This is a genomic window from Draconibacterium sp. (assembly GCF_041583095.1).
GTDB lineage: Bacteria > Bacteroidota > Bacteroidia > Bacteroidales > Prolixibacteraceae > Draconibacterium.
In genome coordinates this window covers 1-14,318 of sequence record NZ_JBFHGM010000121.1, presented here as the reverse complement: position 1 = coordinate 14,318, position 14,318 = coordinate 1, and the positions used below count along the sequence as shown (strand labels likewise).

At 39.3% G+C, this 14,318-nt stretch carries 15 protein-coding genes; 9 read left to right on the top strand and 6 right to left on the bottom strand.

Annotated elements, in window-relative coordinates; translation table 11 throughout:
• Positions 1–295: 295 nt before the first annotated feature.
• The 6 genes from ABZB17_RS12465 (at position 296) to ABZB17_RS12440 (ending at position 3,882) form a co-directional block, all read left to right on the top strand.
• A complete protein-coding gene (locus ABZB17_RS12465) occupies positions 296–616 on the top strand; it encodes a NifB/NifX family molybdenum-iron cluster-binding protein (RefSeq protein ID WP_372650677.1) in 321 nt (106 codons plus the stop codon).
• A gap of 4 nt (positions 617–620) precedes the next feature.
• Positions 621–848: a DUF5320 domain-containing protein gene (locus ABZB17_RS12460; protein WP_372650675.1), complete on the top strand. Its 228-nt coding sequence runs from the start codon at positions 621–623 to the stop codon at positions 846–848.
• A 15-nt stretch (positions 849–863) separates the two neighbouring features.
• A complete protein-coding gene (locus ABZB17_RS12455; RefSeq protein WP_372650673.1) occupies positions 864–1,205 on the top strand; it encodes a NifB/NifX family molybdenum-iron cluster-binding protein in 342 nt (113 codons plus the stop codon).
• 146 nt (positions 1,206–1,351) lie between these two features.
• Entirely contained in the window at positions 1,352–2,215 is an 864-nt protein-coding gene (locus tag ABZB17_RS12450) for a P-loop NTPase (protein WP_372650671.1), read from the top strand.
• Position 2,216: 1 nt separating this feature from the next.
• The gene (locus ABZB17_RS12445; protein ID WP_372650669.1) at positions 2,217–3,086 is read left to right on the top strand and encodes a 4Fe-4S binding protein; all 870 of its coding nucleotides are present in this window, start codon (positions 2,217–2,219) and stop codon (positions 3,084–3,086) included.
• Between the two features lie 10 nt (positions 3,087–3,096).
• On the top strand, positions 3,097–3,882 hold the full coding sequence (locus ABZB17_RS12440; protein ID WP_372650667.1) for an MBL fold metallo-hydrolase: 786 nt from the start codon (positions 3,097–3,099) through the stop codon (positions 3,880–3,882).
• Here the strand turns inward: ABZB17_RS12440 and ABZB17_RS12435 are convergent.
• Positions 3,879–5,258, bottom strand: a complete 1,380-nt coding sequence (locus ABZB17_RS12435; RefSeq protein WP_372650665.1) for a hypothetical protein — start codon at positions 5,256–5,258, stop codon at positions 3,879–3,881. The two genes, ABZB17_RS12440 and ABZB17_RS12435, sit on opposite strands and share 4 nt — an antisense overlap.
• Before the next feature lie 297 nt (positions 5,259–5,555).
• On the opposite strand from ABZB17_RS12435, the gene ABZB17_RS12430 reads away from it, so the two are divergent.
• Positions 5,556–7,844, top strand: a complete 2,289-nt coding sequence (locus ABZB17_RS12430) for a patatin-like phospholipase family protein (RefSeq protein ID WP_372650663.1) — start codon at positions 5,556–5,558, stop codon at positions 7,842–7,844.
• A gap of 14 nt (positions 7,845–7,858) precedes the next feature.
• On the opposite strand, the gene ABZB17_RS12425 is transcribed toward ABZB17_RS12430, so the two are convergent.
• Entirely contained in the window at positions 7,859–8,212 is a 354-nt protein-coding gene (locus ABZB17_RS12425) for a hypothetical protein (RefSeq protein WP_372650661.1), read from the bottom strand.
• Complete coding sequence (locus ABZB17_RS12420) at positions 8,209–10,026, bottom strand: hypothetical protein (protein ID WP_372650659.1); 1,818 nt, start codon at positions 10,024–10,026, stop codon at positions 8,209–8,211. Before ABZB17_RS12420 ends, ABZB17_RS12425 begins: the two co-directional genes overlap by 4 nt.
• Before the next feature lie 244 nt (positions 10,027–10,270).
• On the opposite strand from ABZB17_RS12420, the gene ABZB17_RS12415 reads away from it, so the two are divergent.
• Both ABZB17_RS12415 and ABZB17_RS12410 read left to right on the top strand, forming a co-directional pair.
• Entirely contained in the window at positions 10,271–11,140 is an 870-nt protein-coding gene (locus ABZB17_RS12415; protein WP_372650657.1) for a nucleoside phosphorylase, read from the top strand.
• Between the two features lie 2 nt (positions 11,141–11,142).
• The gene (locus ABZB17_RS12410; RefSeq protein ID WP_303918458.1) at positions 11,143–12,015 is read left to right on the top strand and encodes a transglutaminase family protein; all 873 of its coding nucleotides are present in this window, start codon (positions 11,143–11,145) and stop codon (positions 12,013–12,015) included.
• Between the two features lie 76 nt (positions 12,016–12,091).
• Here ABZB17_RS12410 and rny read toward each other — a convergent pair whose 3' ends face one another.
• From rny to ABZB17_RS12395, 3 genes are all read right to left on the bottom strand, one after another.
• On the bottom strand, positions 12,092–13,645 hold the full coding sequence (gene rny, locus ABZB17_RS12405) for a ribonuclease Y (protein WP_163324169.1): 1,554 nt from the start codon (positions 13,643–13,645) through the stop codon (positions 12,092–12,094).
• Positions 13,646–13,739: 94 nt separating this feature from the next.
• Positions 13,740–14,042, bottom strand: coding sequence for a cell division protein ZapA (locus ABZB17_RS12400; RefSeq protein WP_319570621.1), 303 nt, complete (start codon positions 14,040–14,042; stop codon positions 13,740–13,742).
• Between the two features lie 4 nt (positions 14,043–14,046).
• The coding region (locus ABZB17_RS12395) for a hypothetical protein (RefSeq protein ID WP_372650655.1) at positions 14,047–14,318 on the bottom strand (272 nt) is incomplete at its 5' end.

The following is a 14,318-nucleotide window of genomic DNA, read 5'->3' as shown; positions in this document are numbered from 1 at the left end:
TTGCATGGATTTTACTTCTAATTATTTGTTTGTCAGACTTTTAAATTAGTAAATTCCATGCTTTTATTCAAATAAATCAACAATAATTTTTAATTCAATTCACTTATATTCAGCAGGTTAATAATCGAACTGAGGTTATTAGAAATTGCAAAGCCATATTTGTCAATGGCTTTACAATTTTTTTTGTTCCCAACTGTAATCATTTCCAAATCTATTTAACAAACTTTTGTTCGTTTAAATTTTGTTTTAAAACCTAATTTAAATTAACTTTGTAGAGAACATATGTAATTTAAAGATGAAAACAATTATTACTTCTTCCGGAGACAATGTAGATGCAAAATTTGATTTACGATTTGGACGTGCCGGTTGGTTTTGTGTGTACGATAAACACACACACACAACTAACTTCATCGAAAACAGTTTTAAAAACTCAAATGGCGGAGCCGGTACAAAATCTTCGGAAATGGCAGCAGAATTAGGTGCTGAACAGATCATCTCAGGTCATTTTGGCCCCAAAGCCAAGGATATGCTGGAGAAACTCCACATCCAAATGATAGAGTTAGATAATGAAGAGCTGAATGTGAAGGATATTATTTTAAAAATTGAAAACAATTAGAAAAATGCCAGGATTAGACAAAACCGGACCAACGGGACAAGGAGCCCAAACCGGCAGAAAACAAGGAAGATGCAACAGTGCATTAAATGAAGAACACTTGGCCAACTTTGGAAGACGAGGTGGAAGAGGTTTCAGATTTAGAAATCCCGCAACCGAAGAAAACTTACCAATTGGTTGGGGACGTGGAAAAGGAAGAGGTCGTGCCCGGGGATTTGGTCGATTAGAAAATTAACAAATTGAAATTAGTATGAGTAAGAAAATTGCTGTTCCTGTTGACGAAAGCGGGATTTTGGACGGACATTTCGGACACTGCAAATACTTTGCACTGTTGGACGTTGAAGACACAACGATTGTAAACGAAGAACGGGTAACTCCCCCTCCTCACGAGCCGGGAGTGTTACCTAAATGGTTGGCCGAAAAAGGCGTTACGGATGTATTAGCCGGAGGAATGGGCCATAAAGCCATTCAAATTTTCAACTACAACAATGTAAATGTTTTTGTTGGTGCACCGCAACTATCAGCGGGGGAATTGGTGCAAGGTTATCTCAACGAAACAATTGAATTTACAGCCAATTACTGCGATCATTAAAAGCTGCTAAAATAATCGTAGTAAAATACAATAGCGCAAAAGAATAGAGCGCCTGTCTGAGTCGTTTTTCAAAGTCACTCAGAGTTAGCTACTAAATCGTTATTCCCCGGAGCAATACTCCGGGGAATTTTTTAAAATCATGTGTCATGCAAATTGCCATAGCAAGTGGTAAAGGTGGTACCGGTAAAACAACCGTTTCGGTTAACCTGTACTATTTCTTATCTGAGAAATATAACAACCGCGTACAATTAATCGATTGTGATGTGGAAGAACCAAACGACATACTTTTCTTTTCTAAAGCGAAAAAAGAAGCAGAAAAAGAGGTTTTTACCATCGTTCCTGAAATTGATAAAGAAAAATGTACCTATTGCAAAAAATGTGTTGAATGGTGCGAATTTAATGCAATTAGTATCGTTAAGAAACTGGAATTTGCAGAAGTAAATTACGAGCTTTGCCATTCGTGCGGTGCTTGTTTCGAGGCTTGTTCGTTTAATGCGGTTAAACAGATTCAAAATCCTTTAGGCAGCATTTCCGATTACCAGACAAACTTTGGTGCCGGAATAGTTGAAGGACGCCTCGAAATTGGTTCTGCCATGCAAACAGCTTTGATCAAAAAGGTTAAAAAGCATGCTGATTTGGAACAACAAATAACCTTGCTTGATGCACCTCCCGGAACAAGTTGCCCTGTTGTTGAAACTGTTGCCACAGCCAATTATATCATACTAGTTACTGAACCAACTCCGTTTGGCCTGCACGATTTAAAAATAACTGTTGAGTTACTCAACGAAATACATAAATCCTTTGGCGCAATTGTAAACAAAGCCGGTTTGGGAAACAACGCTATTTATCAATTTTTAGAGGAAAACAACATCACGTTATTGGGTAAAATTCCGTTTTCAAAAGCTTATGCCAGGAATTATTCGCTGGGCGAATTGTTTGAAAATATTCCCGAAGAGGTAGAAACAGCCTATCACGCTATTATTGAAAAACTGGCAACAATAATCGACTAAAATGAAAGAGATAACAATACTCAGCGGAAAAGGGGGTGCAGGAAAAACCAGCATAGCAGCGGCACTGGCCTCGTTGGCCCAAAACGCTGTATTTTGCGACAACGATGTTGATGCTGCCGATTTGCATTTAATTTTAAAGCCCGGGATAAAAGAAACGCATCCATTTGATAGCGGTTCGCTGGCATTCATCAACCAGGAAGAGTGTACAAACTGTGAAACCTGCATGGAAGCATGCCGGTTCGAAGCCATTTTTACAAACAGCGATGGTTTCCCTGAAATCAATCCCTATCAGTGCGAAGGCTGTCGTTTATGCGAACGACTTTGCCCGGTCGGTGCCATTCAAACCACCCAAAATCTGAACAACCAGTGGTTTGTTTCCGACACACGTTTTGGGGTAATGGTACATGCCAAAATGGGGCCCGGCGAAGAGAATTCAGGAAAACTGGTAACCCGAATACGTGAAAAGGCAAAAGAACTGGCCAGGAAAAATAAAGCACAATTTATAATAAACGATGGTCCTCCGGGTATTGGCTGCACTGCCATTTCATCTATAACTGGAACAAATGCCGTTCTGCTGGTGATAGAACCAACTGTATCAGGATTACACGATGCCAAGCGGCTCGTAGAATTGGTTAATTCGTTTAACGTTCCCATTTATGCCATCATTAATAAGCATGACATAAATACTGAATTTACAGCAACTGTCGAACACTACTTAATCGACAACAATATTCCGCTTGTTGGTAAGATACCTTTCTCAGAACTATTTGTTGAGTGTATGTTACACGAAAAATCGTTGGTTGAATATGCGCCGGATCATCCAATTAGTTTAAATTTAAAATCCATTTGGGAATGGATATGCAATAACTAGGTTCAAAAACATGCTATCAATAACTATTTTAACAGATAATACTGCCGGCGGGCGATTTCTGGCAGAGCACGGACTCTCCTACGTCGTTGAAATCGATAATGAAAAGATTTTATTCGATGCCGGTCATTCTGATGTGTTTCTGAAAAATGCAGCAAAGCTAAATATCAACATTGAAAAAGAGGTAAAAACTGTGGTTTTAAGTCATGGACATTGGGACCATGGAAATGGATTAAAGCATCTGCAAAGCAAAACACTAATTACGCATCCGGACAGTTTTTCCTTACGATACCGAAAAGCAGACCACACTATAGTAGGATTGGAACTAAGCAAAAATGAGATTGAAAAACAATTTACGTTAAAGGAAAACAGAGATTCGCTACAACTTACCGAGAACCTGTTCTTTTTAGGCGAAATTCCACGAAATAATGATTTTGAAAACCAATCAACCAGCTTTGAATTTGCTGATGGTTCCGATGATTTTATACCTGACGATTCAGCCTTGGCAGCCATAGTAAATAACGAGTTGGTAGTGATTACCGGCTGCTCACACTCCGGTATTTGTAATATTTGCGAACATGCGAAAAAAGTTACCGGAGTCGATAAAATAAAAGCGGTTGTCGGTGGGTTTCACCTGAAAGAACAAGACAAACAAATGTTAAATACCGTTGAATATTTCAAGCAAAATAAGGTTGAGAAACTTTTGCCATCGCACTGTACAGCACTTCCGGCACTGGCATTATTTCATACTACATTTAAAACCGAGCAAGTTAAAACGGGGATGGTTTTTCGCTTTTAATAAGCTTGCTGAAATACAATCTCGCTGATCCCGGCAACTTTTCTATTTTCAGGATCAACATTTATACGAACGGTCAATTTGCGATCAGTAACTTTTACCACTTTTTCCGATGTCCATTTTTGCTCTCCTGCGGCCAGCTCGTAGGAAGAGGCTTCAACACCTTCGTATTCAATTTTTTGCCACGAAGCCTGTTCCACATCTCCTACCTGTGCCCGCACCCGGTAAACACCGTTTCGCACATTAATTTCGTAATCAAAATAATTCTTCGGATTGCGACATTCTGCTTCAGTGCCCCCGAACAGCATTTTCTTTAACCGGGCATTCCCGCGTTCGCCCTTTGTACAAAACATTACCTTATCAGCTGTGTTCCAGTTTCCTAACTGCCAGCCCATTCCCGCATATTCCTCAAAAGCCAGCAAGTTCTTTCGGTTACCGTTACTTTGCGGTTGCCGCGCAAAATCTACCTTCCCGCGGGTAAATGATTTCGTAAAATTAAAGGTGTTTTTAAAATACAATTCGTAAAGCTGTGGGAAAAAATTTATGCAGTTGGTATATCGGTTTTCGTAATCAGGAATGGTATCGCTTTTTACCACTGCCAGTTGCAGATAAGCCCAGTTTTCGTCTCCCCAAACCGTTCCTAAAAGCTCTCCCGTTCGAACATCCTGTCCTTCTTTTACCCGAATCGTGTTTGTATATAAATGATCGTACACATAAAAAATTAATGGATTCGAGTTGCTCTGTAAAAGAATACATGCCTCTTTGTTACTGCGGTCATCTTTTTTGTCTTCTACCCAAATTACCTTACTATCTTCAATGGCAAGCAACCAGTGTTTTTCAATGCCCCGCGCATCGGTTAAAGCAATTCCGATTCCCTCGTTCGATTTCACTTCATCATTGCCCCCGTTGCAAGCTTTTCCCTGGTACGAAAACATATGGTTATCTTCGTTCATATTCCAGTTAAAACCATCGTTATAACTCACCGGAAAACTAAACGAATCAGGAGCCAGCATCAAATCCTGGTTATCTGATAAACAAATCAGTGCGTCCTTTTTTAATAGTCCATGTGCCGCTTTATTAGAAGCCAGCTTTTTTACATTTTGATGATCGGCAACAAAAGCACGCACCCGATTTAAACTCGTCGGCAAACTGCGCCGGCTTACCTTCAGTTCAATGGTATCATTATCAATACTCAGTGTGTTATAGTGGTTATGTATAGCGAGCAGCACTACATCTTCCCCTTTAAACTTTATGGTATCTCCAACACTGGCATTGTAATAGTGGCAATTTCCCCAACTAAAATCGGGTTCGGTTACCAGCTGTGCACTACTCAAAAAGCTAAGCCAAACAAGAATATATATGGTGATTAGTCGTTTCACTCGTTATCTTTTAATTCGAACCTGTTGTCAATTGTATATCCAAAACACTTTAAAGCTGTTTTACCCTGAAGATAAAACTAAAATCAGGCACTAAAACTGCTCTCTTTAACAAAACTATCAATAAAAGTAGTGTTTAGAAAATTATGATACATGAAAGCAACCTCTTCTGGTATTTTTCTGTCTGTATAAATGATACAAATGAATTTAATCAGTTTTTAGTAAGATTTACTGATAAGCGTATTTAACATACTCTCCTTTTTTAGTAATTTTGATAGCGTTCAGAAAACAATTGACCCAATGATTAGATCACTCCTTGTTATTCCGTTATTTATTTTTGCCGTTTTGCATGGCAATGCTCAATCGGTTGGGCTTGTGCTAAGTGGTGGTGGCGCCAAAGGAATGGCGCATATCGGAGTGATACGGGTTTTGGAAGAAAACAACATTCCAATCGACTATATATCAGGAACTTCAATTGGAGCAATTGTTGGCGGACTTTATGCCGCAGGTTATTCTACCGAAGAAATGGAAGAACTTTTTAAGTCGGATGATTTTTATTTCTGGTCGACCGGAAAGATACAACGCGAATACCGCTATTATTTTAAACGTCAGGAAGATGACCCCACCTGGGTACAACTTCGTGTGGCAAAAAAAGATGAAAAAGTAAAAATTCTTCCTCCAACGAATATTATTCCGGGTGAACAAATGGATTTTGCCTTTATGGAACTAACGGCTGCAACCAGCGCGGCCTGTAACTATGATTTTAACCAGCTGATGGTGCCTTACTTTTGTATTGCCGCCGATGTAAACAATAGTAAACCACTGGTTTTGCGCAATGGCGATTTGGGAAATGCCATGCGGGCATCGATGACGGTTCCTCTTTATTTTAAACCTATCGAGATTGACGGGAAATTACTCTTCGACGGTGGTTTGCTGAATAACTTCCCTACCGACCATATGAAAGAAATTTTTAACCCGGATATTATCATCGGGCACAAAGTTGCCGATGACGCAAGAGCTGCCGATGCCGATGATGTTATGCGGCAAATATCAAACATGGTTATGCGGCCTACTAATTTTGAGATAAAACCATCAGACGGGATTTTGCTGGAAACCAAATTTGAAGATGTTGGTCTCCTGGATTTTAATAAAATAGAAACAGTTCTGGCCCGCGGAGAACAAACGACATGGGCTAAAATAGATAGTATAAAACAGCTGATTAAACGTCGTGTTCCAAAAGAAGTGGTTCAGTCAAAACGCGACAGTTTTAATGCACGAAAACCGGAGCTAAATTTTCAAAACATTCAGGTTGAAGGTGTTACCGACCCCATGCAACGACAGTTCATCATACAAAGTATAAAACACCGGAATAACATTGTATCACTTTCTGCATTAAAAACCGAATATTTCAAATTGGTTGCCGATGAACAGCTAAAGTCGATACAACCCATAACGCGCTACAATCCCGGTACGGGTTATTTCGATCTGCATTTAAAAGTTGAACCCGAAAAACGTTTGGATTTGAGTATTGGCGGTAACATTTCTACCAAGCCGATTAACCAGGGCTTTGCAGCTATTAATTTCCGTAGCTACAACAGCAGAGCCTACTCGCTTCATTCAAACATTTATTTTGGACGGTTTTACAGTTCATTTAAACTGGGTGGCCGCATTGATTATCCAACGGCGCTGCCTTTCTACCTCGAGTCGTATTTAACCTTTAACCGCTGGGATTATTTTTCGTCGAGTACAGAGCTGATTTTCGAAGATGTTCGCTCGCCGTTCATTATAAAAGATGAAACCAACTTCAGATTAGAAACCGGATTACCGTTGGGCCTGCACAGTAAAATTTACGCGGGTATTGCCTATTCTTCGGCAAGTAATGATTTTTATCAAACGGATGAATCGGAAGAGGGAGATATGCCCAACAATTCAAAATTCAACGCATTCGTTTCGAAGTTGGCATTCGAAAATAACTCACTGAATTACAAGCAGTATGCAACAGAAGGTGCCCATCGTATAATTGACGGTAGATTTGTGATTGGTGAAGAAAAGTACATAGCAGGAAATAATGCAAAGTCTGCAACACAACTTTCAAATCATAATTATTTTCAACTTCATGCCCAATCTTTACGCTATTTTTCGTTGGGAGAGAGATTTGTGTTGGGTACCCATCTCGAGTCATTTTTAAGTACAAAAGGATTGTTTCGAACGTACCGGTCAACAAAACTTTCAGCCAAGGGATTTACGCCAACACCACATAGTAAATCACTTTTCATTAACGAATTTAATTCGAATAATTACCTGGCCGGAGGTTTAAAAGCCATATTCAAATTCTCGCCCGACTGGCATCTTCGTGTTGAAGGTTATGGTTTTTGCCCTATTCATGAAGAGCTGGAACAAGCAGACCTTACGGCAGTTAAAAGCGACGATTTTATCGATAATTATTATCTGCAGGGATTGGCTGCATTGGTTTATCAAACCGGAATCGGACCGGTAAGTCTTTCGTTTAATTATTACGAAAAGAGTAATACCAACCTTTATGTTACACTGAATTTTGGATATATCTTATTTAACAAACGAGGTTTGTAAAACAGGCATCCAATTTAACTACGAATATGATTTTCAATAGCTGAAGGAAGTTCAAACGACAGCTCCACTACGCCACAGAATTCCCCTTTTTCCATCCATGGTTTTTGGGTAACTACCTTTGTTACACCGTTCTTTTTGGTGGTATATGTATTCTCGATTGGTGTAGCCAGCATTTCGCGAAGTTTGGTTTTCGATGGCTCGGGATGACAATCCAAAAGGTTAGTACCCAACAATTTTTCACCGCCATACTTCTCAAACTGCCGAATGGAAAAATCATTCATATAAACAATAATACCTTCCGTATTGCAAACCGTAATTGCACCACCAAATGCATCCATCCAGTTTACGTCGCAACCTTTCAATATCATTTTTTACGATAGCATTTCACCCATTCAACATCGAAACTGGCTGATGACCCGGGTAATTTATCAATTACAAGACTTGAAGCATTTAACTCCAAAGGTTTATTTAAATCGTTGTTGTTCAGCTGTAAAACCTCCTGTTCATTAATTTTCCAGGTGAAAGTTGCTCCCGATTTTTCGAGCGAGAAGATATAAGCTCCCTTTTTCAGGTTATTAATTTCCAATCCTTCTGAAGCTATTTTTCCGCTTCCGTTCATGGTGTAAATTCCCAGAATATTTTTTGCTCCCATTTCAACCAGGTTAACACGCGGAACATTGCTGCCATTGGCCAGATAAAATGAACTGGCCACCTGTTTCACGGGATTAAAGAAAATTTTTGCTTCAACAATTCCATCCCCAAACTGGAAATTCTCGCCCGAACTGATCATTCCCGAAGTATAGTCGAAATCAGCAGGAACAAAACCGGCTGGCATTTGCCAAACCATGCCTTCTTTGTTTTCACGTTTAACCTGAATACTTAGTTTATTACCGGTTTGAATGTTGGCACCGTTAGTGAAAACACTTAAGTCGCCCGGCATTGCATAGTTTTGCCCCAAAGTTTTTGAAGCGGTTAACGAACTGGTCATCCATTTTGCGTCATCCAGTTTTTTATCGGCAAACGAATCCTCAAAAACCACATCCCAGTTTTTGAAAAAGTCAAATTCACTGCTGTCTTTGTATCTAAAGTATTTTACAAATTCCGGTTTCTTCTTATCGGTTTCGTATTGGTTCAACTTCTGCGCATCTTCTGTTTTATCCCAGCGTTTTTTGTCTTCCAGCCAGGCTTTTTTCTTTTTATAACCTTCTGATTCAATCAACTCTTTAAGTTCATTATGTCGCTTTAAATCAAACGATTCTTTAACATCAAGGTAGTTTTTGTAAAGTTTCGATTTTTCGTATTTTAATACAAAAGTCACTACCGAATCAGCCGCCAGTTTTTTATACTCTGTGTATTTTTTGTAGGCTTCGCTTTTTTCAAACTTCTTCTTGTCTTTTAAAAAGGCAACCTTCTTTTTAAATTCTTCGGTGTTTACCTGTTCTTTTAATTCTTTGTAACGAACCAGGTTATGACTTCCGCTAATCTCGTGATACAACTTCAGGTTTTTCGATTTCTCGAACTTGAAATAGTTTACAACTGCCGAATCCTTGCTCAAACGATTAAACTCCTTCTTCTTTTCACTATCATTTACAGCTGCCGTTTTTAACTCTTTATATTGCTTCATTTTATCCGAAGCTTCAAATGCCTTGTGTTGTTTCAGTTTTTCCGAACCTTCCAGCTCATTATACGCTTTAATTCCGGCCGATTTTTCAAGCTTTTTTAATTCCTTTAAATGCTTCTCTTCAGCCGAACCTTTAAAAACCTTGCCTTTAATTTCCTTTTTATCTTTTTCAAAATCGCCGTCTTTCACGTATTCTTCAAGTGCATAAAAATCTGCCAGTTTCTGCGATTCTTTTTCTTTCTCATACCGAATCAGGTCAGCAGAACCTTCTACCTTAAAATAGTTCTTTATACGTGCAGCCTTTTGCAATCCACGAAATTCCTTTAATTGCTTTTCCTCCTCACTTCCTTTAAAACTATGTCCTTCAACCTCCTTCTTCCTTGTAGCAAATTCAATGGAAGTAACATATTTTTCCAACTCTAAAAATGCTTTCAGCTCTTCTGAATTTTGCGTTTTTAAAAATTCAGCGTAATCGTCGGCTAATTGTTTGCGCTTTTTCTCGATTACCTCAACCGACTTGATTTTACCTGTAAGTTGAAGTGAAAAAATTTTAAATGACATCTGGTTTGCTATTAGATTCGTATTTCTACCAAAAATAAAAATTTAATGGGTTTTTTAGTATTAAAACGTAATATTCTAAGTAATTCTCCAAAATTTAGCCTTTCTATTTAACATATTTGAGGTTTTTAACAAAATCACACAATAAAAACTAAAACTTCGTTCTTAGCTGTTTATATGTTTTCCGCACCGTCATTGGTGTTCAACGTTATTTTAAATAGATTTGGTCGGACTATAAAAGCAAACAATGATTAAACACTCAGAACTAATCTTAAATAGCGATGGAAGTATATTCCATTTACATTTAAAACCTGAAAACATTGGCAGGCAAATTATTCTTGTTGGCGATCCTGCCCGCGTTGATACCATTGCCGGCTTTTTCGACAAAATAGATTTTACGGTGCAAAACCGTGAATTTAAAACGGTTACCGGATTTTACAAGCAAAAGAAAATATCGGTTATTTCAACAGGAATTGGCACCGATAACATTGATATTGTGTTGAATGAGCTGGATGCTCTGGTAAATATCGACCTGGAAACACGCAGTGTGAAAAAAGAACTGAGCTCGCTTGATATTGTTCGTATAGGCACATCGGGCGGATTACAGACTGATCTTCCGGTAAACAGCTTTGTGGTTTCTGAAAAATCGATTGGGTTCGATGGTTTGCTGAATTATTACGCCAACCGCGAGCAGGTTTCCGACATGGAGTTTGAAGCGGCCTTTCGGAATCATACCCAATGGAGTAATTCACTGGCAGCTCCTTACACCGTTGATGCCGGACAAAAGCTACTGGATAAATTTTCGGATGAGCGCTTTAAAAAAGGCGTTACCATTTCGGCACCGGGCTTTTATGCCCCACAAGGCCGGGAATTGCGTTTGCCTTTGGCTTTCCCTCAACTGAATGAGCTGATTGAAACATTTTCATACAAACATTTGCGGATTACCAATTTCGAAATGGAAAGTTCGGCCATTTATGGTTTGTCGAAACTAATGGGCCACAACGCACTTACGGTATGTTTAATTATTGCCAACCGCGTTACGCTTACCGCTAACGAAAACTACCGCGATGAGATGAAAAAACTAATTAAAGCAGTACTCGATAATTTAAGTAATTAGGCATGAACCAGGAAAAATTTGATGCACTAATCACCCTCCTTGATGATCCTGATGTAACCGTTTTTCAGATGGTTCAGCAGGAATTACTAAAAGAAGATGAAGAGATTATTCCGGCTTTGGAGAAAAAGTGGGAACAAAGTTTTGATGAGAACAGTCAGAACCGCATTGAAAATATCATACAAAGTCTTCAGTTTAAAAGAACTTTTAGCGGGCTGAAAAACTGGATCAATCAAATGCAGGGAACACAGGATCTTTTTGAAGGTTTTTGTGCAGTAGATAAATTTCAGTACCCGGATTTGAATCCGTTAAACCTGACCTTAAAAATTGAGAATCTGCGGAAATCGATCTGGCTGGAGCTGAATAACTCACTGACTTTGCTGGAAAAGACAACCATCTTAAACCATTTCATTTTTAATTTGAATGGTTATTCGGTGAATTTAAGCAATCCCAATTCGCCACAAAACTGCTTTTTAAACCAGATCCTGGACACCAAACGTGGTAATCCGGTTTCGATGAGTATTTTTTATACCATCATTGCCCGAGCCATAGAGCTTCCGGCATTCCTGGTTGATTTTCCTAAAAATCCGCTGGTAGCCATTGTTGATGCCGAACTGGCACAAAAAGTACACGGATCAACCCGCGACACCGAGGTACTTTTTTATATCAACCCATCGAATAAAGGCTCGATTACCAGTCGCAAAGAAATTGACTACCACCTGAAAAGAAACGAATACCGGCCCATAAGAGAATATGCCGAGCCAAAACCCGATGTTTTATTTATACAACGTTTGGTAGAATCGATGCTTGAGGCATATAATGCGGTTGGATATACCGAAAAGGAAGAAAAGATAAAACAATTGCTTAGTTTGTTTTAAGAACAGCAAACTTTAGGAATAAAAAAACTTCGACCATTTGGCCGAAGTTTTTTTTGTATCTATGAAGTTGTACTTCTTACTTCGCGTAACTTACTGCACGGGTTTCCCGGATTACAGTAATCTTAATCTGTCCCGGATAAGTCATTTCATCCTGAATACGTTTCGAGATATCGTATGAAAGTTGTTCGGTATCCTGATCGGTTAATTTCTCCGAACCAACAATTACACGTAATTCTCTACCCGCCTGAATAGCGTATGTTTTTAATACACCAGGATAAGAAAGGGCCAAATCTTCAAGGTCTTTCAATCGTTTAATGTACGACTCAACCACCTCGCGACGGGCACCCGGACGAGCACCAGAAATAGCATCACAAACCTGAACGATTGGCGCAAATAATGATTGCATTTCCACTTCGTCGTGGTGAGCACCAATGGCGTTGCATATATCCGGTTTCTCTTTGTATTTCTCGGCCAGTTTCATACCCAGCACTGCGTGTGGCAATTCCGGCTCGTCATCCGGCACTTTACCAATATCGTGCAACAATCCGGCGCGTTTTGCTTTTTTAGGATTTAATCCCAGCTCCGATGCCATTGTAGCACATAGGTTAGCTACCTCGCGCGAGTGCTGTAACAGGTTTTGTCCGTATGATGAACGGTATTTCATTTTACCAACCAAACGAATCAACTCAGGGTGTAAACCATGAATTCCAAGGTCGATGGCAGTACGTTTACCGGTTTCAATTACTTCTTCGTCAACCTGTTTTTTCACTTTCTGCACCACTTCTTCAATACGTGCAGGGTGAATACGTCCGTCGGTTACCAGCTGGTGCAAAGCCAGGCGGGCAATCTCGCGACGTACAGGATCGAAAGCTGAAAGCACAATTGCTTCCGGAGTATCGTCAACAACAATTTCAACACCGGTAGCTGCTTCAAGTGCGCGAATGTTTCGGCCTTCGCGACCAATAATTCGTCCTTTAATTTCATCACTTTCGATATGGAAAATAGTAACAGCATTCTCAATCGCCGTTTCGGTAGCCACACGTTGAATCGATTTTACAACGATCTTTTTGGCTTCCTTATTGGCAGTCTGTTTCGCCTCTTCCATTATTTCGTTAATGTATGCAACGGCTTCTGTTTTGGCTTCTTCCTGTAAGGATTCCACTAACTGCTCTTTTGCATCATCAGCCGAAAGTCCTGAAATTTGCTCCAGTTTTTCAAGGTGTTGTCTGTGTACTTTATCAAGCTCTTCGCTTTTGTGTTCAACACGCTGCAATTGTGTATTCAAATTTTCGCGAATAGCTTCCACTTCACGGCGTGTCGTTTCAAATTCTTTTGTTTTGCGATTTAACTCATCGCGACGTTGATTTAAAGTTGTCTCACGTTGTTTGTACTTGTTCTCCTCCTTCGCTAACTGCGAATTCCTTTCATTAATGTACTTTTCGTGTTCCGATTTTAACTGCAGAAATTTTTCTTTGGCCTGCAATATTTTATCTTTTTTAATCACTTCGGCCTCGGCTTTTCCTTCGCCGATAATCCGATTCTTTTTCGCCTTCAGGGCCTTATCCCACACCAGATAAGCTAAAGCGCCTCCCACAATAAACCCTGCGGCTACTCCTATTATTATATCCATATTTCAAATAATTAGTTACTAAAAAACCCGTAATAAACCTGGTTCTCGTTAGAACAGGCCTAATACGGGCTTTGATTATTTATGTATTCAGATTCTATTTCTCTTCCTTTTCCTTAAGGAAGTCAGAAATATCATCCTTTATATCCTTTATATCATCAACGAATTGAGAGTAATCGCGGCTTTGTTGCTCTTCAGTGTAACGCAGTGCCACCTGAAATGCAGTCATTGCCAAAATATCCTGATTGTCGTTATCCTGAAACATCTTCCGAAATGACGAAATCGTTTCTTCAACAATCTTTGCAGCTTTTCGGTATCTCTCTTCCTCGTCGCGATTGATGTTTAGAGGGTAAACCCGTCCATCAATCTTAATATGTATTCTAAAGTCTTTATCTTTCAAAACATTACCTGTTTAGTAATGCGATACATTTATCAATCTCCCGTATCAAAAAGTCAATTCTCTGTTTAGCTTCTCCGTTTTCATCCCGTTCAGATAAAATTCGGTTGGCTACTTTTAGTTGCTCATAACTCCGACCTAATTCAACCTTTTCATGCTCCATTAATTCAATTTCCTGCTTCAGGTTCTCTACCTGTTCACTCAGCATTTTATTTTTCTGTTCCAATTCATTGTATTTTTCGAACAGTTGCTGTGTATTGCGCTTTAAATCATTAAGTA